This is a genomic window from Halalkalibacterium ligniniphilum (assembly GCF_000334155.1).
Taxonomy (GTDB): Bacteria; Bacillota; Bacilli; order Bacillales; family Bacillaceae_D; genus Halalkalibacterium; species Halalkalibacterium ligniniphilum.
Map to the genome: position 1 here is coordinate 1 of NZ_ANNK01000072.1, position 21,291 is coordinate 21,291.

General features: G+C 35.2%; 24 protein-coding genes and 2 pseudogenes. 21 read left to right on the top strand and 5 right to left on the bottom strand.

All coding sequences use genetic code 11. The annotated features are described in order from the left end of the window. The 9 genes from BLT_RS24300 to BLT_RS24930 all read left to right on the top strand — a co-directional run. On the top strand, positions 1-759 hold a 759-nt coding region (locus BLT_RS24300), incomplete at its 5' end, for a hypothetical protein (RefSeq protein WP_035425668.1). Between the two features lie 80 nt (positions 760-839). Further along, positions 840-2,531, top strand: a complete 1,692-nt coding sequence (locus tag BLT_RS0106970) for a hypothetical protein (protein WP_017727063.1) — start codon at positions 840-842, stop codon at positions 2,529-2,531. 54 nt (positions 2,532-2,585) lie between these two features. Further along, entirely contained in the window at positions 2,586-3,182 is a 597-nt protein-coding gene (locus BLT_RS0106975) for a cell wall hydrolase (protein ID WP_017727064.1), read from the top strand. A gap of 182 nt (positions 3,183-3,364) precedes the next feature. After that, entirely contained in the window at positions 3,365-3,886 is a 522-nt protein-coding gene (locus BLT_RS0106980; protein WP_017727065.1) for a LuxR C-terminal-related transcriptional regulator, read from the top strand. Between the two features lie 284 nt (positions 3,887-4,170). Continuing rightward, positions 4,171-5,412, top strand: a complete 1,242-nt coding sequence (locus BLT_RS0106990; protein WP_017727067.1) for a mechanosensitive ion channel — start codon at positions 4,171-4,173, stop codon at positions 5,410-5,412. Positions 5,413-5,511: 99 nt separating this feature from the next. Beyond that, entirely contained in the window at positions 5,512-6,087 is a 576-nt protein-coding gene (locus BLT_RS0106995; RefSeq protein WP_017727068.1) for a class D sortase, read from the top strand. A gap of 58 nt (positions 6,088-6,145) precedes the next feature. After that, complete coding sequence (locus BLT_RS22995; RefSeq protein WP_017727069.1) at positions 6,146-6,310, top strand: Spo0E family sporulation regulatory protein-aspartic acid phosphatase; 165 nt, start codon at positions 6,146-6,148, stop codon at positions 6,308-6,310. Positions 6,311-6,593: 283 nt separating this feature from the next. Next, on the top strand, positions 6,594-6,749 hold the full coding sequence (locus BLT_RS24005; protein ID WP_017727070.1) for a hypothetical protein: 156 nt from the start codon (positions 6,594-6,596) through the stop codon (positions 6,747-6,749). A gap of 14 nt (positions 6,750-6,763) precedes the next feature. Further along, positions 6,764-7,015: a SpaA isopeptide-forming pilin-related protein gene (locus tag BLT_RS24930; RefSeq protein ID WP_161603240.1), complete on the top strand. Its 252-nt coding sequence runs from the start codon at positions 6,764-6,766 to the stop codon at positions 7,013-7,015. Between the two features lie 349 nt (positions 7,016-7,364). Here BLT_RS24930 and BLT_RS21585 read toward each other — a convergent pair whose 3' ends face one another. From BLT_RS21585 to BLT_RS0107020, 3 genes are all read right to left on the bottom strand, one after another. Beyond that, positions 7,365-7,697, bottom strand: coding sequence for a helix-turn-helix domain-containing protein (locus BLT_RS21585; protein ID WP_017727071.1), 333 nt, complete (start codon positions 7,695-7,697; stop codon positions 7,365-7,367). Positions 7,698-8,212: 515 nt separating this feature from the next. Then, positions 8,213-8,455, bottom strand: a complete 243-nt coding sequence (locus BLT_RS0107015; protein ID WP_017727072.1) for an ATP-binding protein — start codon at positions 8,453-8,455, stop codon at positions 8,213-8,215. Further along, complete coding sequence (locus BLT_RS0107020; RefSeq protein WP_449267248.1) at positions 8,455-8,814, bottom strand: Mu transposase domain-containing protein; 360 nt, start codon at positions 8,812-8,814, stop codon at positions 8,455-8,457. Before BLT_RS0107020 ends, BLT_RS0107015 begins: the two co-directional genes overlap by 1 nt. Positions 8,815-9,013: 199 nt before the next feature. On the opposite strand from BLT_RS0107020, the gene BLT_RS22640 reads away from it, so the two are divergent. Beyond that, entirely contained in the window at positions 9,014-9,340 is a 327-nt protein-coding gene (locus BLT_RS22640) for a hypothetical protein (protein WP_017727073.1), read from the top strand. Between the two features lie 276 nt (positions 9,341-9,616). After that, positions 9,617-9,895, top strand: a complete 279-nt coding sequence (locus tag BLT_RS0107030; protein ID WP_017727074.1) for an acyl carrier protein — start codon at positions 9,617-9,619, stop codon at positions 9,893-9,895. 89 nt (positions 9,896-9,984) lie between these two features. Here BLT_RS0107030 and BLT_RS0107035 read toward each other — a convergent pair whose 3' ends face one another. Continuing rightward, positions 9,985-10,410, bottom strand: coding sequence for a transposase (locus BLT_RS0107035; RefSeq protein WP_017727075.1), 426 nt, complete (start codon positions 10,408-10,410; stop codon positions 9,985-9,987). Positions 10,411-10,980: 570 nt separating this feature from the next. After that, positions 10,981-12,177 carry a serine hydrolase domain-containing protein gene (locus BLT_RS0107040; RefSeq protein WP_017727076.1) on the bottom strand — a complete coding sequence of 399 codons (1,197 nt, stop codon included), beginning with the start codon at positions 12,175-12,177 and terminating at the stop codon, positions 10,981-10,983. Between the two features lie 466 nt (positions 12,178-12,643). Here BLT_RS0107040 and BLT_RS0107045 point away from each other — a divergent pair, with 466 nt between their 5' ends. From BLT_RS0107045 to BLT_RS0107080, 10 genes and pseudogenes are all read left to right on the top strand, one after another. Beyond that, positions 12,644-13,561 (top strand): cupin domain-containing protein, encoded by a 918-nt coding sequence (locus BLT_RS0107045; RefSeq protein WP_017727077.1) that lies wholly within the window; start codon positions 12,644-12,646, stop codon positions 13,559-13,561. A gap of 406 nt (positions 13,562-13,967) precedes the next feature. Next, positions 13,968-14,366 (top strand): VOC family protein, encoded by a 399-nt coding sequence (locus BLT_RS0107050; protein ID WP_017727078.1) that lies wholly within the window; start codon positions 13,968-13,970, stop codon positions 14,364-14,366. A 281-nt stretch (positions 14,367-14,647) separates the two neighbouring features. Next, positions 14,648-14,794: a WG repeat-containing protein gene (locus BLT_RS24935; protein ID WP_161603239.1), complete on the top strand. Its 147-nt coding sequence runs from the start codon at positions 14,648-14,650 to the stop codon at positions 14,792-14,794. 30 nt (positions 14,795-14,824) lie between these two features. Beyond that, positions 14,825-14,911 (top strand): annotated as a pseudogene (locus tag BLT_RS24940) (WG repeat-containing protein); the annotation flags it as partial. A 197-nt stretch (positions 14,912-15,108) separates the two neighbouring features. Next, positions 15,109-15,786, top strand: coding sequence for a hypothetical protein (locus BLT_RS0107055; protein ID WP_017727079.1), 678 nt, complete (start codon positions 15,109-15,111; stop codon positions 15,784-15,786). Positions 15,787-16,074: 288 nt separating this feature from the next. Next, positions 16,075-18,513, top strand: coding sequence for an efflux RND transporter permease subunit (locus tag BLT_RS0107060; protein WP_017727080.1), 2,439 nt, complete (start codon positions 16,075-16,077; stop codon positions 18,511-18,513). Positions 18,514-18,669: 156 nt separating this feature from the next. Continuing rightward, positions 18,670-18,938: pseudogene (locus BLT_RS24410) on the top strand (GTP pyrophosphokinase); the annotation flags it as partial. After that, positions 18,911-19,108, top strand: a complete 198-nt coding sequence (locus BLT_RS24415; protein WP_236611075.1) for a hypothetical protein — start codon at positions 18,911-18,913, stop codon at positions 19,106-19,108. The pseudogene BLT_RS24410 and the gene BLT_RS24415, both read left to right, overlap by 28 nt. Positions 19,109-19,198: 90 nt before the next feature. Beyond that, positions 19,199-19,501: a phasin family protein gene (locus BLT_RS0107070; protein ID WP_026105021.1), complete on the top strand. Its 303-nt coding sequence runs from the start codon at positions 19,199-19,201 to the stop codon at positions 19,499-19,501. A 188-nt stretch (positions 19,502-19,689) separates the two neighbouring features. Next, positions 19,690-21,219 (top strand): ABC1 kinase family protein, encoded by a 1,530-nt coding sequence (locus BLT_RS0107080; protein WP_017727084.1) that lies wholly within the window; start codon positions 19,690-19,692, stop codon positions 21,217-21,219. Positions 21,220-21,291: the final 72 nt, after the last annotated feature.

The following is a 21,291-nucleotide window of genomic DNA, read 5'->3' on the forward strand; positions in this document are numbered from 1 at the left end:
GATGCGGATGCGGATGCGGATGCGGACGCTGATAGTGATGGTGGATTTGAAGATGTTGTTGTATCAGATGTTTATCTAGGTAGTGAATATGATGAAAATAACGAAAGCCTGAGTGTCCAATATTTTGTTGAATATTTAGAGACCGCTGAGGTGCTTGGTAGAACGTATTTCGTGATTACTCCAGATAATGAATTGTTAGAAAATATCAACGGCATTGAATATGTAGATGCGCTTGGCCATATTCAAGAGGTAGCATTAAATGGTATGCCTGAAGAAAACAATGAAGTGTCGCTCATATCATTGGACCCAGGAGCCTTTTTAAAAGATGGGCAAATTTTCTTCTCGGCCAGTACTTCACTTGAAGTTGAGACAGGAAGTGAAGCGTTAGTATATTTAAACATTTACTATGATGAAAGGCCGATGGAAGGAACGTACACTCTTACTGGTGAACAAGTTGATGAAAATTTTGTCTCTATTGGATTCTTAGAAGATACATTCGTAACAACAAAAGTAGAAATTCCACCAGCGGATGACGGAGATGCTGATGCTGATGCTGATGCCGATGCTGATGCTGATGCCGATGCCGATGCTGATGCGGATGCCGATGCGGATGCCGATGCTGATGCTGATGCTGATCAAGGGGTTAAATTACCTGATACAGCAACTAACATTTGGACAATAGGCCTTGCTGGGTTAGGTACATTTTTGGCAGGTATTGTTGCTAAACTCTTTGCACATCGTCGCAAAGATACTGAATGATGCTATAGAGGCAAATGTTCCAATTGGAACATTTGCTTCTTCTCCACTTAATCAAACCAGTTTTGCCAGGGGGGAAGAGAATGTCTACTACACAAACTAAACCTTTATTTTCGGCTCTTCTAACCAAATTGGAACAACTTCATTTATACATTAAGGAAAATCCTGGTTTCAAGGAGCTTAAAAAACAAAAAGAGGTAATACTATTTTTATCTATAGGGAACATGGGTAGTCGTGCAACTGTATTTGTTTCACGAAAAAGAAGTTTTGAGCGTGCCTGGGAAAATATTCAAAAACAAGCAATTCAATATCTCAAAAAGAAGCATTTCCTTCCCCAATTTTTAAAAATAGATTGGGTTGATCAAGAAGAAACATTCTCAATCTTTGAATTTATCGAAGTTATGACGAATACGAAAAAAAACTATTTCCGGAAAGGTATTGCCTTAGATGCTGAATATAAATATGCATTTCTGGAACAAGAGATCAATGCCAATGCTTTTATTCAAATAAATAAAAATACTCGCCGTGGATTCTTACATGAGTCGAACATTAAACATTATATTAAATATCATCGCCCTAATCAACCTATGATTGATTTTAATAAAGTAAATGTAGTCAAAACATTTACGACAAAAGGTTTTTTTTATCACAATGGTACTTGTTTTACCTTGAAAAGTTCAGAGTTGGACAATGGAAGACGTGACACTGCACTAGACCAGCAGGAATTAAAACATCTTATAGTCTCCGGAGGACAATTCTTAACACAGAACAATCATGAAAATGGGAAATTTACTTATGGTTATTTCTCATGTTTCGATAAAGAAATTAATTTTTATAACGTGCTTAGGCACGCTAGTACTCTTTATGCTATGTGTGAAGTATATGAATGCTTTCCAAATCAAGAACTACATCAAGCGATAAAGAGAGGGTTCAACTATTTAGTTGAAAAGGGGATTGCCAATTTCCAAATCAACAATAAATTAATCTCTTATGTTGTGGACGGTATTGAAGAAAATAACCTGGAAATTAAATTAGGTGCCAATGCAGCTGCTATTTTAGCTTTTACTAAATACACAAGTGTATTTTCAGAGGATGAATACCTACCTCTTGCACAACAGCTTGCTAAAGGAATATTAAATCTTCAAAGCCCTAATGGGGATTTCTGTCATGTGCTCAAATATCCTTCTCTTGATTTAAAAGAACAGTTTCGTATCGTTTATTACGATGGAGAAGCAGCATTTGCTTTAATGAATTTATACAAGCTTGATAAAGATGATTTATGGCTGCAATCTGTAGAAAAAGCATTTGACTCGTTTATTGCAAAAAAATACTGGAAGCATCATGATCATTGGCTTAGTTATTGTACAAACGAATTAACTGCTTATAAACCAATACGTAAGTACTTTCAATTTGGCTTACTTAATATACGCGATAAATTGGATTTTATTTGGAACAGAGAGACAACATATCCAACATTTTTAGAATTAATGCTTGCCGCTTATCAAATGGTTCAACGAATCTATGATACGGATCACTATGATCTTCTAAAGGAATTTGATGAGGATGGATTAATTCGTACGATCCATAAGCGAGCGGAATATCAACGAAACGGCTTTTTTTATCCGGAAGTAGCGATGTATTTTAAAAATCCTCAACGTATTATCGGGAGTTATTTTATTCGCCATCACTCCTTCCGTTCCAGAATTGATGATGTGGAACACTACCTTTCTGGTTATTGTCAATATTATAAGCTCTTTTTCAAGACTACGCACTAAAACAACAATTATGCTCTAATTAACGGGGTGATGCAATTGAAAAGAAGGATTTATATGCCTTTTATTTGTTTGATTTTATGTTTTTTTTCATTTCAACCTGAGGCAGAAGGAGCAGTTCTTAAATATGGGCACAGCGCAGTAGAAGTGAAGGAACTTCAACAAAAGTTGATTGTTATGGATTACTTACATACGAGTGCGACCGGTTATTATGGTACGCATACACAAAAAGCAGTTCGTCAATTCCAGACTGATTTTAACTTATTGGTAGATGGAATCGCTGGACCGCAGACTTTGCAAATGCTAAACGATGTAGAGAAAATTGCACGAATTGTTCATGGTGAAGCAAGAGGGGAGTACTATGAAGGACAAGTTGCCGTGGCAGCAGTCGTTCGCAATAGATTGTATTCCGATCAATTTCCTTCCACTGTTGATGGTGTGTTATTTCAACAGAACGCATTTACAGCGGTACAAGATGGTCAATATAATCTTACTCCAAATCGATATGCGTATGCCGCAGTAAAAGATGCCTGGTTGGGATGGGATCCTACGGGTGGATCTACCTATTATTACAATCCACGTATCGCAACTTCCGAATGGATATACACACGAACGGTGGAGATGACCATTGGTAATCATGTATTTGCAAAATAATAATTGCTTTGAGGGAAGGAGAGAAATTTTAAAATCATGTTTTGATTTTTTATTAGATTTTTGCCGTATAGAGGGGTGTTATTTTGTCCGGAGTTAAAAAAGGAGGTGTATGGATTGGATAACATAGGGATTATGGATGATCATGTACCCTTTTGTATGGTTATGTAATGAAAGGGATGTCCATGCATGAGTTAATGGATGCCATCAAAATTATTCGTCATGGTGGTTTGTTTTTTCATCATCAAGTCATGAAGTATTTAATTGATGAGCTGCGGTTTCCGTTTACAAACGATGATGTCGCTTCGTCCAGCCTGGTGAATCCTCATGATGTGTTTTCCAAAAGAGAATATCAAGTATTAAAATGTATGGCTGACGGTTTGAGGAATGAAGGGATCGGCCACCGTTTAAATATCTCCATATTAACGGTTAAAAAATCATGTCTCAAATATCTTACACAAAATGGTGTCAATAGCCGTCTTGGATCCGTTGCAAAGGCGATTAAATATGATTGGGTTCTCATAGAAAATGAAAAAAAGAAACCCAGTCATCCGTGCACGTCGGTTTTTAAAAAATTATGCCAATCATATGTTGTCTCCATCCAATATGTCTTTTGGTTTTGGGTAGGAACAGCCACTGACTGGATCATTGCATACAAACGACGAATCACGGAAAGGAAGCTGATTCCTAGTATAAACATAAAGTAATACATCAAACGAGGGTGAATCAATGAGGAAGGCATTGTCAACTTATTTATTTGATGCACATCAAAATAAAGCTATTTTGGAAGTCATGAAGAATATCAAGATTGGCTGGGTCTACCTTTGTTTTCTCACTACAGGTTCATTTATGAAGCGTCAAAAAAACGTGTTTATTAGGGAGCAACAATGTTTAAGTTTATTGTTCTGTATGGGAGCAACGAATCAGATGTGCCATGAAGGATAATGGGGAATTTCCTTTTTGACACTATTAAAAAGGAGTGCAGTAACACATGTTTAACTTAGACGCTATTGAAGGTGTTATTTTAAAATTTTACGAAACTTTACCTATGATCACAGCTGCTATTTTCTTATTACTGCTTGCTTGGGTGGTCGCTAAAATCTCTAAATTCATCACCAAATCGTTGATTAACAAAGTTAAATTTCCAAAATTCGTACATGCGGAGAAAGAAGATCCAGAACCAGTTGTCGATCAATACCATCGTACACAACTTGCTAATACAGTTGGCTCGATTGCATATTATGTAGTGTTTATCCTATTTATTCCAAGCATTCTTGATGCTTTAAATATGACCTCAGTTTCACAACTCATCTCGAATATGATGGAGCAAGTTCTTGGGTTTTTACCGAATTTATTTATAGCAACAGTCATTTTTGTTGTTGGCTTTATCATTGCCCGTTTGGTACGCGATCTACTTGTGAATGTGTTGAATGCTTTAGATTTTGATCGTTTTTTTAATAAAATTGATGAGGACAACGACCAACGCCCTCAATCGGAGACTATTTCGAGGATTCTTGCCAATATAGTCATGGTAATTATTGTAACTTCCGTTGTTACAATCGCATTAGAAGCCTTAAATATTGAAACCATATCCTCTTCAATCGTTACCATATTATCGAGTATTTTATCAATTATTCCAAACTTATTTGTAGCGGTTATTCTTATGACTGTGGGCTATTATATTGCAACATTTATATCCCGATTATTGACCCGATTATTACAAAATACAGGAATTAATCGCCTCTATGAAGCATTTGGTTTTAGCTCCAAATCCAAAACCTTTGATTTGTCCGAAGTAATTGGAAAAGTTGTTAAGGTACTCATTATTCTTTTCTTTACTGTTGAAGCATTAACCATCTTGCAACTCCATGTGTTTAGCCAAATTGGAAATGCCGTTATTGTTTATCTTCCACTGCTCTTTAGTGCAATACTTATACTTGGTATAGGTCTATTTTTAGGGAATTTACTCAAAAAAACGATCACTCATTATACCAACAACTCGTTTTCTGCATCCCTTGTAAAATATATAATCATTCTGTTTGCGGTATTCATGACATTAGAACAACTAGAATTAGCAAGTTCAATCGTTAATATAGGTTTCCTTCTTATTCTAGGCGGGCTTTCCATTGCTTTTGCCATTTCTTTTGGTATTGGCGGGCAAGAATTTGCAAAAAGACAATTGAATAAATTTGAAAGAAAAATTAAAGAGGATACCCAAAACGATAAGGGATGACTAACACATTTACCATGAAAAAGAATGATATCCTCTTTATGTAAAAGATGGGAAATAGATGATTCGAATAATAGTCCAATATGAGGGGAAGTATGTTCCATGAAAGTAATCGGAAATTTTATCCTTTTAATAGGGGTCATCCTTCTTACAGTTTTTGCTTATCAGTTTTATGGTCATGAACAAGCTCTAAATGTATCTTTAGTTCAAGCAGAAGAACGTATCAGTCAAGAAGAAGATATGCTAGTTAATCATGATTCAGCCTCTCAACCATTTGAAGTAAACTATCATGAGGCTTTTGCTACTTTGGAAATTCCCAAGCTAGATAAAACGCTACCGATTGTGGAGGGAACTGATCCAGAGGCACTTGAAAAAGGTGTTGGTCATCTATCTGATTCTGCATTTCCACAACAAGGGGAACAGATCGTTTTATCTGGACATCGTGATACAGTTTTTCGAGGATTCAAAGATATTGAAGAAGGTGATCAATTTATTATCTCAATGCCCTACGGCACTTACACTTATAAAATTAAAAAAACGGAGATTGTACCAGAAGACGATACTTCAGTAATCAGAGACATGGGAGAAGAAGTACTTGTAGTCACTACCTGTTATCCATTTAATTATGTTGGAGATGCTCCATATCGATATGTAACCTATGCCTATCCTTTAGATTAACTTGTTTTAACGAAAAAGAAAGCTTTCTTAATTTATACTAATTAAGGAGTATCACTTCATGAAAAATTTATATAGACAATTCTTATACCATCAAGCACAACTTGAAAAATTAGCAAACTCATTGGGTTTAAATCATCCCAATATTTTAAAAAAGAGCCAAGAATTGGATAAAATTCATATGAAAATTATCAATAAAAAAGAAAGAATCAATAAAACGAAATAAATATTTGTAGACAATTTGTAAAACAAGCCAATGATTTGTACTCTATATAAGCTACGATATTAGCTACATCCATATTGAAAATTTTTCTAGTCAATTGAGCCAAAAACCATTCTTATTGGGTCCCTATCCACCATTTGAAACCTCCAAAGTATGAAATATTAAAAGTTCTTTTTTCCTACTTCCATTAGAAAAAATGGCCAAAGAAATGATTGTGAACATTGTATATGGAGGTCTTCATCATCAATGCAAACTCATATCAACACATATAATGGGAGGGGTTCAAGTGACTTTGAAGGAATATATTTTATCCATTCATCAGATGCTTGAAAATGCTAAAAAGGAAAGATGGAATAAAGTCCAAAGAACAGAACTCTTACGTAAACACCAAGAATTGGAAGGTTATCTTCCATTTCTAAACAGAAGGGAAGAAGGAAGATAACCTACTAATCATAAATAAGTTTTGGTGAATATACTCTAGTTGAAACCAAGGCACCCCCTGGATATGAACAATTAACTGATCCAATTAACTTTTCTTTTCAACCGGGTCAAGCAGAAGCCGAAACACTGATCGTTGAGAATACCGCTATTCCGCCTGAACAACCGGTAAAACCTGAAGAGCCAGGTGAACAAGCTGGCGGTGAACAACCAGGAAACACTGAAATATTAACAGAATCTGGTTATCTAGACAAGCTTCCTCAAAGTTGAAAAGTGGATTGAGGAACTATTTGAGTAGGCTATAGAGTTGCTCCGTTAAAAGGCTAGAATAAAAGATTGGTACGATAAATTCTACGATCAGTTAAATTTAGTCTCCTTCTTGCGTATTTTATTCCTATTACTTATATAACTACCAAACAATAAAAATGTGAGAATTAATAGTGTTTTAATGATGGAATTCGATTAATGCTACGCTAGTGACATATCATATGTTTCCGTCAATTTGAAAGAACGAGCTGTTCTTATGTTACATTCCCGATATTTCGTTAATGATGAATAACTAACCTGTGACCGAATGGTTACTTTTCATTATTGCTCCTCCAAATGGTGCATCTTGGTATTACTCCTTCAACATTCTTTGAACAAGTAGCTTTAATAATTTTATGTCTGCCTCGTTTAGCTTCTCCACCTCATGTAATAATTCTCGCCTGTTCTCATCGTTTATATCATCATTTTCACACTTATATTCCGTTGGAGAATCTACACGACCTAAAAGGTAATCGGTGGTTACGCCTAAAGCATTGGCAAGATCCACAAGCATTGTATTAGAAGGTGTGCTGTACCCAGTTTCATAATTTGATATAGTGGTTTTTTTTGTTGATACCCTTTCAGCTAAATCTTGTTGAGTGAAATTTTTCCTTTTCCGTGCTTGTTTTAATCTCATACTGAGCATTTATTCACTTCCCGTACAAAATAAGTAAAATAACCTAGTACATTATACTTATTATAATATAAAAGAAATCAAAACAAAAATCCATATTTTTGTATTTGACATCCAATATTTTTGCATATAAAGGTAAAAAAATTCAAAAAAATCTAAAATGGGTGGTACTACTGTGAAAAAGTTATGGCAAGACAGGAAAAAGGATTAAAACAGGAAGATTTACTTGTTGAATTCAAATAAAGTCGTATATTTGTCTAAATCAATTGGTCGTAAAATTATAAAAATAGTAAATAAATATTATTAATAATTATTTATTTACTATATAATGGAAGTTGCGATGGGGATTATTAACTATTATATAGGAGGATTTTATGAATATTAAGCAAGATTTGTTTGTATTCCCTGTTGTCTGTGTATTCGATTAAAAAGTGATACAAAAGACCTTCGGATGTGGTCTATCCTAGTTGTAATCGTCAACCCAAAAGTTGACCATGTCGCTCACGTAAAAGTTGACCACCCTCTTGTTACTTTGAATAAGTCTCTTTAAGACGATAGCTTTCTCCGTTCATGGGGATGATGTGTGCCTTATGAGTCACTCGATCTAACAAGGCGGCAGTCATCTGCTCATCATGAAATACTTCTACCCATCGGCCGAATTCACGATTGCTTGTGATGATCATACTTCCTCTCTCATAACGGGCAGAGAAAAATTGAAATAATCGTTCAGCTGCTCTTTGATGATAGGGGATATATCCAAGTTCATCCACTATCGTGACATCGGGACGCGCATGCTGAATGGCTCTTGGCTTTTTCTCCAGTTCATATGGTCAACCTCAAATACTTCTTGAAATTTTTCGTATGAACGCTCATGTTTTGCCACGCACTCGCCATAAATTGTAATCTCGATATGAGATACATAAGCATGAATTTCGGCTTCTTTCCGACCAGCGTACCTAGTCGGAACAGAGTAAGCATTTGTTTCAAAATTCACAAGAGCTAAACTGTTCACGGCTGCTTTTATCTTCCTTCCGCAAGGATGTGAGCCACTAATTCCTAATAAATGCTCCTTCTCTTGCTGGAATCGTTCACCTTTTCTTTCGTTTTTGGTACATAAGTATTTTCGTATTCATTACATTGCAAGAGTATGCCAAAAAATTTGAGATTCCAGTTAATTTAAATACTTTGGTAATACGAGTTACAAAAGAAATTGAGAACCTTTATAAAGTAAAAACTGATAAAGGTGAATATATAGCTAGAAATATAGAGCTACGGGTCCTTTTCAGGAACCATTTACACCAACGTTATGTGAATCGTTTTCAGTTGTAGTGAATCAGCTACACTCAGATGAATACCGTAATAAATCGCAGTTAGTTAAAGGGACTACTTTAATAGTAGGTGCAGGAAATTCAGGCTATCAAATTGCTACAGAACTTTGTGAAGACTTTAATGTGTACTTAGCTGAAGGTAAGAAAAATATGCCACATAAAATCCTTAATAAGAGTATTTTTTGGTGGTTTGACGTTTTAGGACTATCTAAAGTAACAGAGAGACATCCAATAGGAAAAATATTAAAAAAGAATGATCCAGTAATAGGAAAAGAGCACAAGTCCTATATACAAACAGGGAAAATTCAAATGAAAAAAAAAGGCTAAAGTCCGCTGCAGATAATATAGCAATTTTTGAAGGGGGAGATAGATTAGCGGTTGATAATGTTATATGGGCAACAGGATTTGTGTACAGCTACCCTTGGTTAGAAGTAGACGGCGTCATTGATTCGGAAAATAAGCCTATTCAAAAACGTGGTGTTACAAAACAGCCTGGGTTGTACTTCTTAGGTCTGCCTTGGATCCGCATATACGGGGATCTGCATTATTAACTGGAGTTAATAAAGATGCAAAATACTTATCTGAAATTATGAGGTGAATAGAATGAGCGATGAGTTTATCTTAGAGAAAATTAAAGACATAATAACAAGTTACACACCATTAAAACATGAAGATATTAATTTGGAAAGTCATTTAACAGATGAGTTCAATTTAGATTCTACTGATCTTTTAGAACTCGTAATGACTGCTGAGGAACAATTTAACATTCATATTGAAGATTCAATCTTCGACGAAGTAAAATCAATTCAACATATCGTTGAAGTAGGTTGCTGTGCAATTAATCTAGTGAAGTATTTATACTTCCACCAGCTTCGTTTATGAGAGGAGTAGAATTCTTTAAATAATTAACAACAGCTCGAAAATCATTGGCACTAAAGAGTTTTTCTCTAATACATATGGAAAGTGCGTGATTAATTAATGCTGGAGCTTTTTTTATTACATCTAAAATTAGTGTTAATTGATCTCTTCAGAAGTCGAGCATTTGCCTTTAGCTTCTTTTTGGCATGTGATGAAAGATCTTTTTGAACCATTCGTCGTACATCTTGAAGTGCTTCTGTCACATAGCGATTGACATGAAAACGATCCGCAATTCGAATGGCTCTTGAAAACCACTCTTGGCAAAAGGTATGATACGCTTTTGCCAAATCCATGGCGACGGCAACGGGATTCAAAACCGTTTTTAAAGATTCGCTCCATTGTTGAATAAGGATTTGATGCTCATTTGATGTATGAGCAACCGTTGTTCTATAGGTTTGCCGGGTAAAAAAAGCAGAATAAGCATTTGTATAGTGTCTTTTTGACGCAACAAATGAGTATGTCCAAGTAAAATGTCGCACCGCATTCCTTGCACTTTAAATTGAACGCAGGAATTCGTATGTCAACCGATTTATCAAACGCAGCTAGATGGTGTACATCCCTACTGTAAGGTTGACCATTGCGAATGACAGAAGAGGAATGGCAATAAGGACATTCTTGAACAGAATCAAGAGATGTGACTTCAATGATTGCATGGTCTCCCTTTACGTCTATATTGACAATTGTTACTTCTGGTAAATCTAAGAGTTCGTTGAGATAATGAAAGGGCATCTGTCTAACCTCGTTTACTTTTTAGTGTCGGAACTAAAAGCATAACAGGTAGGCAGATGTTTTACATTTAATTAGCTTTATTACGAAACTATTCACTCGTGGTCAACCATTGATTTTGGTGTTGAGCCTAAAATTGATAACAATGATTTTATCAGTCTACTACACTTAGTCAGGCTTTTAAACGCACGAATATATTTTCTGAGATACGCATATAAAATGATTTTAACCATAGGTTTAGGATGAAAGGAGATACGGCTGCCCTCATTCGTTCGACTTTTAGGTTTAATTTATTTTAGTAATTTGTAATTTTTCGTCTCCATTTACTTGTTACGGCTTAACACATTATAAACAGCAGATTCAAATTCGAGATAACCAAGATAAGACGACGCATCATGATACGGAAATATTTGCGATGCCCAATATCCACCAATACCATTTTCTAGATCAATCCAATAATAACAGTTTGGTAGCCCTGCCCACATTAATTGTCCTGCAGGTCTTCCTGTAGGTGCCGCTTCATCATTAATTTGGAATGTATATCCCCAAGATTTTGATAGGCCTGGGAAAAACTCTCCTTTGTTTGCCAAGGAAGGATCTGCTGCATCCCATCCTCCACTTTTTAATTGATCTAATCCGTTGCTACTCATCATCTTAACAGTATCAGGCTTAAGAACACCTTCCCCATCATTCAAAATCATACGAATAAATTTCATGTAATCTTTCACGGTTCCATATAAACCATGCCCCCCCATATCCATTTGTGGATTATCTGGAAGCTTAAAATCTGGTTTAGCTAAGATTGTCCCATCTTCAGAACGAAAATGCATAGATACTCTGCGCTCATCCATTGATGGTTGAAGTACAAAAGAGGTATCATTCATTCCAAGAGGCTCAAAAATACGCTCCTTCATGACAGATCCTAGCCTTTTCCCTCGAACAGCCTCAACTACTTTTCCAGCCCAATCAATATTTGTGCCATAATTCCAAGATTCACCTGGCTGAAATAATAATGGAGTTTTAATAGATTCAAAAGATGATGAAAGGACATTAGGAACTTCCTTCATACTATGTTCGCGATATCTTTTTTCCTCATGACTAAAGAAGTCATAGCTAAAACCTGCCGTATGTAGCAAAAGCATTCGAATCGTAATATCCGTTTTCTGTTTAGTTAATTTGGGGTTCCCTTCAGAATCAAAACCATTCAAAACTGGAATTTCTGCTATTTCAGGAACATAATTTTTCACAGGATCGTCCAAACTAATAGAACCTTCTTCAACGAGCTGCATGACAGTAGCTCCAGTTATAGCTTTAGTTGTAGAAAACAAAGCAAAGATACTATCGGTAGTCATTGATATGTCAGTACCATATTGCCTTACTCCTGCTGCACCTTCATAAATAATTCCTTTTCGATCAGTAACCATCGCAACTACCCCTGGAACAGCTCCAATTCGGTTTACAGTGTTCGATAGAACACTATCCAAAGTCTCTTTTAAAAGTTCTGAAGAAAGCGTTTTCAAAATTATCAGCTCCTGAAAAATGTATTTTGTAAGACAATTATACATAATTAATTTGATAATTCAAATATTTTATTTATGGCATCACACTAGTGTTGTGTAAATGATGACTAAATTTTCAGTTTTATGGTTCTTGGTGCTTGATAAAATTGCATTATTAAATGAAAGTTAATACAATCCTTTTTTTTCAAGGGGTTTAACCAGAACATAGGGCTTTTTTTGTTGTCTAGATGAGAAAAGGGCGAAAACTCTTAATAGTTTAATTTAATTAATGCAATGCTAGTAAATACCAATATATTTCAAAATCTGGCGTAAATCGATTAGTGGCTTGCATCTTATTTCTATTAGGGTCCATTAAATGGACTTAAGCTTTTATGAACTAACAGCGCCCAGATAATATAAATCGAAGTACAATCCACTATACATAGGCATATGATAATTTTGTAAATCATTGAAGGGGATGAGCAAAGTGTATTATCTGCCTAATACGTATCTATATCCTTATTGCGCTAATGTTAGCACACCAATCTATAACTCAGACTATATGTCAAGAAATCATCAAGAAAATAATCAACATGTAGTTGAAGCGATACTAACTGGAATAAAAAGAGAAGCTTCAGCCATTGATCTTTATCGTCGATTAGCACGTGTAGCGCCAAATCAAAAGCATAAAAATGACATTCTTCATGCTTTAGAAAACAAAAAAGTTTATTTAAATCAATTTACTAACCTTTATTTCTCACTTACTGGAAGACAGCCTGTGTACCAAATTGATAAATTTCGTTTTCGTAGTTATAGAGGAGGTTTACAAAAGGCTTATGAAATAGAGATAGAGGGTTACGAAGATTATCAAAAAAGTTATTTACTTACTCAACATCCACAAGTTCGAAATGTATTCTTGTGGGCTTTAACTGGTGAAAAAGAGACTGCCACACGATTGGGTTCTTTAAATAAGGAAGCATTAAAAGATTATGGATCAAGACCATTTGTAGTTGATATTGAGAAGGTTACTAAGCAAAACAATACTTACCGTACTGCTTTATGGACAGGAAGGCATTTACAATTGACCTTAATGAGTCTCAATGTTGGAGAAGACATCGGTTTAGAAGTACATCCCCACCTAGATCAATTCATCCGCATTGAAGAAGGCCAAGGACTTGTTCAAATGGGTGACAGCCAATTTAATTTAGATTTTGAAGAAAAAGCCTATGCAGACTATGCAATCTTTGTACCTGCTGGAAAATGGCACAATTTAACCAATACGGGTAAAAAACTTCTTAAGCTTTACTCTATTTATGCACCGCCTGAGCATCCTTATGGTACAATTCATGAAACGAAAGTAGATGCAATAGCTGCTGAAGAATATCATCAAGGTCATTATAGATAAAAAGTGTGAAAGGAATTCTGAAGATTTGTACTTAAACTAAAGGAGGGCGTTTGATCCAAGGGGGATTAACGCTCTTTTTAGGTTGACCTTATAAATACGTAAAGGAGCAGGTTTCTTAAAAAGCTATTTATTGAAGGGATCTCTGATTAATTGTACCTTTTTAGCAAAAGTTGAATGATAGTTTGTGAAGATTTGTACTTAAACGAACAGGCAGGATAGTGAAAGAAGGAATTTCTATTAGTATGGAGAATGGACTAATATAGTAATCAAAGGATTATTGGGAGGGTATATTTTGAAAAAAACAATTAATACTAAATAATTTGATAATATTTTGAATGCCGTTTGAATCTCTTGATAATCTAAAAACCAATGTTGAAGGTACATGAATGGAAGGAGTCTATTTTTAATGAAAAAAATTACACCATTTTTAATGTTTCAAGATGGAAAAGCAGAAGAAGCAATGACATATTATACATCAATCATTGAGGATTCTGAAATAACGAACATCTCTCGTTATGAAGCGAATCAAACTGGAGATGAAGGAACAGTGATGCATGCGACCTTTTCCTTAAAGGGGCAAGAATTTATGTGCATTGACAGCAATGTGAAGCATGAGTTTTCCTTTACACCTTCATTCTCCATCTATGTCACCTGTGATTCTGAAGAAGAGATCGACACCCTATATAAGAAACTGATTACGGAAGGACAAGCACTCATGCCGCTAGATGACTATGGATTCAGCAAGAAGTTCGGCTGGTTAAACGATCGGTTCGGTGTTTCGTGGCAGCTTAACCTTCCTAAATAAATTTATATTAAGATATGTATTTGTTTGTCATGTTTGTAGATACTGTTCATAATAAATGCATACGCATTCTGTAATCTGGCGCATTCTTCCATTGACGAATGCGTCTTTATTTAGGATCTAACTCTAGAATGTCATTACAGATAAAAATTGGGTATTGTGTTAAGGTGTGAAAGGGAATGTGGTCTCTTGCAATCATAGTGAACTACTTATTGCACAACCAATAGAATTTGAGGAAGTAGAAACTGAAGAAAAAAACTCTTCTAAAAGTAAGTAACCTGCGATTGAAGTCGCAGATACTTCTTTTTTTAGTTTTAGAGAGCCAGAAACAAAATTGGACGGTTATATCAACAAAGGGGAACTTTGTCATTACGCCTCAATTTGACCAAGCTTTTGATTTTTCAGAAGGTCTAGGAAAAGTAAGTATGTAGGTAAATGAAGTAGCAAAAACTGGTTTTGTTAATGAAAAAGGAGATTTTGTCATCGAACCAGAGTTTGAACGTGCGGAAAGTTTTTCAAACGGTTTAGGCAGCTGTATCAATTTTTAGAGAAAAACAAAAATGGGTTTATTAACAAGGAAGGGAAATGGTGATTGAGATTGATGAACATTTCGAAACAGGTTGCACTTACTACGCTATAATGGTGGTTGCCAGGAAATTGCTATTATGGTTTTTGGGTTTTTTGGGTTGACTTTAGAATGTATAGTTTATATACTTAACTTGTTAAATGTAGGGAGGGAACATAAATGAGCTTAACAAATCGAAAAAAACAATTTTTGCTAAAGTTAATGGAATTATATGAAAGCTCAAATCTCCCGGTACATTACGAAACATTAGCAAAAGCGATTGGAGTGAGTAAATGGACTGCTTATGATATGCTAAAACAACTGGAAAAATTGAACCTTCTAAAAAAAGAATATATTGTTAATAAAAGTGAAACTGGAAGGTCTCAAATAGTTTATTTCCCTTCAGATGAAGCGTATGATATTTTCAAAAAAACTTCTGAGGAGATTCTAACTGACGCGGAATGGGAACAAGTAAAAATAGAACTTATGGAGCTTCTAAGAGATCTAAACCAAAAAGATCCAAAAATCGTTTCACAAAGAATTTTAGATAATATTTCTAAAACGAATAACAAAGTTGTACTCTGTGCGAATGTCATTTCTTTGTTAATGACTCACGTGAAGCTTAGCAATGAAACAAAAATACCAAATATTATGCACCTAATTGATCTTGTGAATGAGGACCATATAAAGCTTACTTTATTCACTGGTATTATTGTGGGAATGTTTCTAACAGAGCTCAATAATCTTGGGGTTGAAGTAATGGGTCTTGTAAGTGAACACATTAATATTTTTGGTCGTCTTTCTTTGGAAGATCAAAATAAAGTAGCGTTATTCCTTAAAGAGATATTATCAATGTAAAAATCCATGTACTAATTAGTTTTTGTGTCTTTTGGGTATTGTGGATATGAAAACACACCTACAATTAATAATATTTTAATATGTACTTAGTGTTTAAATATAACACTGATTTTTGTAATTAGTTTTTGGGTCTTTTGTAGTTGTGTGTACGTCACAGCAGATTACTACATAATATAGTGATTATTAAAAAAATATTAAGTATTAATTTTGGCTCATTTCTGATGTTATTTCTAAATAGTTTTTGGGTCTTTTGGGTTTGTGTTTAAGTGAAATTGGAGGAAGATGTTTATGAAAAATACGTTTGTTAAAGTTGGACAAATACTGTTTAATCGGTCTTCTTTAATCATTGCTATGATTCTTGTCTTGACTGTTGTAATGATGTTTGGAATTACTAAAATAGAAGTGAAAACCAGTATGGATATGATGGTCTCACCTGATGATGACTTTTATAAAGACACGATTCGCTATCAAGATGAGTTTGGTGGGGAGATACTCCTGTTATTGCTTTCGGGAGATAAGGAACAACTTTTTAACGATGAAAATTTACAGACAATGAAAGATATTCAAACTGAAATCGAAGGTATCGCAAACATTAAGACGGTCCTTAGTCCAGTTTCATTTGTTGACATTTTAGCCTCACAAATAAAAGAACAACAAGTAGAGATGGAAGCTCAAATAAAAAATTCGTTAGAGCAGGCAATGACAGAGGCTGCAAAGGCGGCAAGAGAAAATGGTGCTAAACCAGAACAACAACAACAAGCTGCTGATCAGGCAAGAGCGATTGTTGAGCAACAAATTAATGAGCAATATGGTCAAGAAATAAAGCAATTAGAGGAAATAAGAAAAACGGGTGAATTGTCATCAACTAATCCTGAATTTGTTAAATTCTCGTTATTTGATGAAAGCGGTAATCCACATACCATGGCAGAGCAAGTGCTTCTTGAAAACGGAAATAGTGCATTATTTGCTATCACATTAACAGGTAATTTGACTGTTGCAGAATTAGGAGAGGTAACCACCCAAGTAGAAGATGTTTTAGATAAGCATAAATTTGATGAGCTGGATATCACTTTTTCGGGAACTCCAGCTGTTACGAAGGAATTAGAGGATAGTGTTACTGAAGATATGGGAGTCATGTTGGCGCTATCTGTAGTTTTAATGGTTATGGTGTTAGCATTGGTTTTCCCAGTAAGATGGCGTTTATTATCGTTACCGGTTGTATTGCTTGGAATGGTTTGGACATTTGGAATAATGGGTTTTATAGGTATCCCTCTTAGTATTGTAACGATGGCAATCCTACCAATTTTAATAGGACTTGGAGTAGATTTTGCTATTCAATTCCATAACCGCTATGAAGAGGAAATAACGAAAACGCAGAATCGAAAAGATGCCGTAATAACTACGGTGAAACAAATGGGAACGGCTGTTGGTATTGCAGTTGTTATCATGTCTCTTGGGTTTATTTCAATAATCATTTCTGATGCGCCAATGATTAGAGATTTTGGGATCATGCTTACTATCGGTGTATTTGTTCTTTACACCCTATGTTTATTACTTTTACCAGTTATTTTGAATGTAAGAGACAAAAAGAAGATAAAGGTAGCGTCGTCCGATAAAGATAGTTTAATTGATGGATCCTTACATAAACTTGCCAAGAGCATAGTAAAAAGACCAATTATCTTTATTATTGTACCGATTATTTTAGCTATCATAGGTTTTTCTGTCGAGGGCAACTTAGATGTAGAATCCGATATAGAAGCATTAATGCCACAAGATGCCCCTGCACTAGTTGAAATGAATAAGATTCGAAATGTTGTCGGAAGTACGATTAATCTCCAATTTCTAGTGGAGGCAGATGATGTAACTGCTCCTAAAGTAATTAACTATATGAATGATCTAGAGGGAGATTTATCGAGTTATGAACATGTATCTCAAGTAACAGGTATTTCAAGTGTACTAAAGACTTTAAACCAAAAAGAATTGCCGAACCCGGAAGATACTCAGGCTATTTTGGACAACTTACCAAGTGAAATGCAGAGATTGTTTATTTCAGAAGATAAAAAAATGGCTGTAATTACGGTAACATTAGATAACGTTGATCCAGCAGAGCAAGAAGCAGTGTTAAATGAGATGGAAGGTAGTATTATTCCTCCTAACGGAATGGAAGTTAAAGCTGTTGGATCTCAAGTTCTTCAGATTAAGGCAATCAACAATTTGACTGGTAGTCGCCATATTTCTCAATTAATTGGATTAGTAGGAATCCTTATCGGATTAGCAATAGCCTATCGGAGTATCCGACAATCATTACTACCTATTGTTCCAATTGTATTAGTACTTGGATGGAGTGGCGGTATTTTATATGTGACAAATACACCGATTAATCCACTTACAGCTGTGTTAGGTGCCCTAATATTAGGAATCGGTGCCGAATTTACGATATTATTTATGGAAAGATATCATGAAGAAAGACATCGCGGTTTAGAAAAAAATGAAGCTATTATTATTGCTATGACAAAAGTAGGGCGGGCCATAACGGCGTCTGGATTAACCGTAGTAGCTGGATTCAGTACATTAATTTTCTCGAGTTTTTCGGGAATTTCCCAATTTGGAGTAGTCACAGTACTTGATGTTGCCCTATGTCTTTTAAGTACATTAATTATTTTACCAGCTATAATTGTTTTGCTTGATAAAGATAAAGTGAAAGATAAGCAAGTACAGAAAAGTTAAATGGTTTAACGGAACCGCTAAAGCTTTTAATGAAATCGCCTTTATCGTTAATAATTGAAGGGGGTTGACCGGAAGGAGATAAGGGGAAAATATCAACCAACAAAGCAACAATTATTTCAGCTTAAGAGTTTAAAAAAAGAATTAATCAGATTTACAATGGTTTATAAATTTGCACTAGACGAGATGAATACAAAAATAAACATATTAAAAGAAGAATTCCAATATATCCACGATTATAATCCGATTGAACATTCGAGCTCACGTTTAAAATCACCAGAGAGTATCCTAAAAAAGGTGTATAGGAAGGATGTGAATTTCTCATTAATATCCATAAAAGAAAATATTAAAGACATTGCAGGTATTCGGATTACCTGCCCCTTTATATGACATCTATAAATTGAGTGAGATGATTGAAAATCAAAAAATGGAGAGTATTCATAAGGAAATAGATGGTTTAAAAAATGCGGAAAAGGCTAATGAGCAAATAAAGGATTTTATAATTTATGATGAGACGCTTACGGTTCCAAAAAATTTGTTAAATTCATTAATAAAAAATTATGATGAGAACAATTTTAAAGGGTTGCCTGAGTTGTGAACGGTAGAAGAAAGTATGAGTAGGGAAGCTGAACAAAAAGTGGAAGTGCTTTTTCATTACTCATTAAATGAGAAAATTGGAGGTAAGAGCGTGAAGGATACAGTAAAAAAAGGGTTGGCGTTAGGATTAGGACTGGCAGTAACAAGTAAGGAACAGGCTGAAAAGATAGTGGATGAGTTAGTAAAAAAAGGTGAGTTAAGCAAACATGAGTCAAAAGACTTCATGAGAGAATTAATGAATAAAGGCGAAGAAACCCAAAATAAAATCGATGAGTCGATACAAATTAAACTGAAACAGTTGTTAGGTGAATTAAATTTAGCAACTAAAGACGATATTCAAGCCCTGGAACAACGCCTTAATCAATTGGAGAAGCAATTAAAGAAGCCTGAGTAATTGAAATCCGCTAGAATGGTTATTGTTGTTAAGGAGGGGTTCCTATTAGAAGGATTCGTCATATTCAACGCTATCGGGAAATCGCAGTTGCTTTTTCCCGTAATGGTTTTGGCTACATTGTTAAAGAGTTAGGTCTACATGATGTCCTTTCTTTACCGAAGCGATTATTTGTTAAAGGTCAACAGGAGATGCATACCAAAACGACTGGTGAACGGGTCAGATTATTTTTGGAGGAATTAGGGCCGACTTTTGTTAAAGTGGGGCAAATTGCAAGTACACGACCTGATTTAATTCCTGCAGACATTATTGAGGAGCTAGTGAAACTTCAGGATCGAGTGCCACCGTTTTCATTTCAAGAAGTGAAGACAATTATTGAACAAGAGCTTGGATTGAAATTAGATCTTGTCTTTAGTGAGTTTCATGAAACTCCCCTCGGAGCAGCATCCATAGGGCAAGTCCATTACGCAGTTTTAAAATCTGGTGAGCAGGTAGCAGTCAAAATTCAACGTCCAAATGTCGAAAAGGTGATTAAAACAGATCTAGAAATTCTTCAAGAGTTAGCGAAATTAGCAGAATTTCGTTTGGAATGGGCAGCTAAATATCGAGTCAAGGATATTGTCGAAGAATTTTCTAAAGCTCTGCTAGCTGAATTGGATTATACTGTGGAAGGACGAAATGCAGATAAGGTGGCTAAACAGTTTAAAGATGATCCGAATATTCGCATCCCTCACGTTTATTGGGACTATTCAACGAAAAAAATTTTAACAATGGAGTATATTGAAGGGGTAAAATTGAATGATCTAGAGAAGCTACATCAAAAAAGCTATAATACTAAAGTCTTGGCCGAACGAGTTGCTCATGCAATATTTCATCAGATTTTAATTGAAGGATTTTTTCATGGAGACCCCCACCCAGGGAATGTCTCTGCATTGCCAGAAGATGTGATTGTGTTCATGGATTTTGGTATGGTCGGCCGCCTTACTCCGGAAATGAAAACTCACTTTGCCTCTTTAGTCATTGCCATAATGCGTCAAAGTACTGACGGTGTGATTAAAGCGATTACCCAAATGGGCTTAGTGCCTGACGATGTCAATATGCAGCTGTTAAGGCTAGATGTAGACCAGCTAAGGGATAAGTATTATGATGTTCCTTTAAGTAAAGTTAGTCTTGGTGAAGCAATCAATGAATTGTTTTCCATAGCTCATCAACACCACATTCAGATTCCAGCCGACCTATCATTATTGGGGAAAACACTTCTAACTGTGGAAGGAATGGTAGAAAATTTAGATCCAGATCTCAGTATTATCAAAGTAGCTGAGCCATTTGGTCGCCAGTTGCTCAAGGATCGTTATAATCCTAAAAAAGTGGCAGAAAATATTTTTGAGCAATGGAAAGAATTTGGAGAAGTCTTGACAGACGTACCAAAAAATATTCAAGAATTAACATCCATCCTGAAAGAAGGAAAGTTTCATTTGGAAATAACTATTCCCAAAGTTGAATTGTTTTTAACCAAATTAGATCGAATTAGTAACCGGTTGTCTTTTAGTATTGTCTTACTTTCGTTTAGCATTATCATGGTCGGGCTGATTATCGGTTCTGCCTTAGGCGGTCAATCTTCTCTCCTTTGGAATTTACCTGCCATCGAAATCGGCTTTGGAGTAGCCATATTGATGTTTCTTTGGCTATTATATTCAATATTCAAATCAGGGAGATTTTGATTTCTTCTTACTATTGAAGTAAATCTAAGCAATAAATAACCTATTAGCATATATGGTTAGTTTTCGTAATAT

Bases quoted from the DNA above. Each gene is read 5' to 3' on its own strand.
- BLT_RS22995 (WP_017727069.1), top strand. From the start codon at position 6,146: ATGAAAAATTTATATAGACAATTCTTATACCATCAAGCACAACTTGAA.
- BLT_RS0106970 (WP_017727063.1), top strand. From the start codon at position 840: ATGTCTACTACACAAACTAAACCTTTATTTTCGGCTCTTCTAACCAAA.
- BLT_RS0107030 (WP_017727074.1), top strand. From the start codon at position 9,617: ATGAGCGATGAGTTTATCTTAGAGAAAATTAAAGACATAATAACAAGT.
- BLT_RS0107055 (WP_017727079.1), top strand. From the start codon at position 15,109: ATGAGCTTAACAAATCGAAAAAAACAATTTTTGCTAAAGTTAATGGAA.
- BLT_RS0107050 (WP_017727078.1), top strand. From the start codon at position 13,968: ATGAAAAAAATTACACCATTTTTAATGTTTCAAGATGGAAAAGCAGAA.
- BLT_RS0106995 (WP_017727068.1), top strand. From the start codon at position 5,512: ATGAAAGTAATCGGAAATTTTATCCTTTTAATAGGGGTCATCCTTCTT.
- BLT_RS0107060 (WP_017727080.1), top strand. From the start codon at position 16,075: ATGAAAAATACGTTTGTTAAAGTTGGACAAATACTGTTTAATCGGTCT.
- BLT_RS0106975 (WP_017727064.1), top strand. From the start codon at position 2,586: ATGCCTTTTATTTGTTTGATTTTATGTTTTTTTTCATTTCAACCTGAG.
- BLT_RS0107080 (WP_017727084.1), top strand. From the start codon at position 19,690: ATGCATACCAAAACGACTGGTGAACGGGTCAGATTATTTTTGGAGGAA.
- BLT_RS0106990 (WP_017727067.1), top strand. From the start codon at position 4,171: ATGTTTAACTTAGACGCTATTGAAGGTGTTATTTTAAAATTTTACGAA.
- BLT_RS0106980 (WP_017727065.1), top strand. From the start codon at position 3,365: ATGCATGAGTTAATGGATGCCATCAAAATTATTCGTCATGGTGGTTTG.
- BLT_RS21585 (WP_017727071.1), bottom strand. From the start codon at position 7,697: ATGCTCAGTATGAGATTAAAACAAGCACGGAAAAGGAAAAATTTCACT.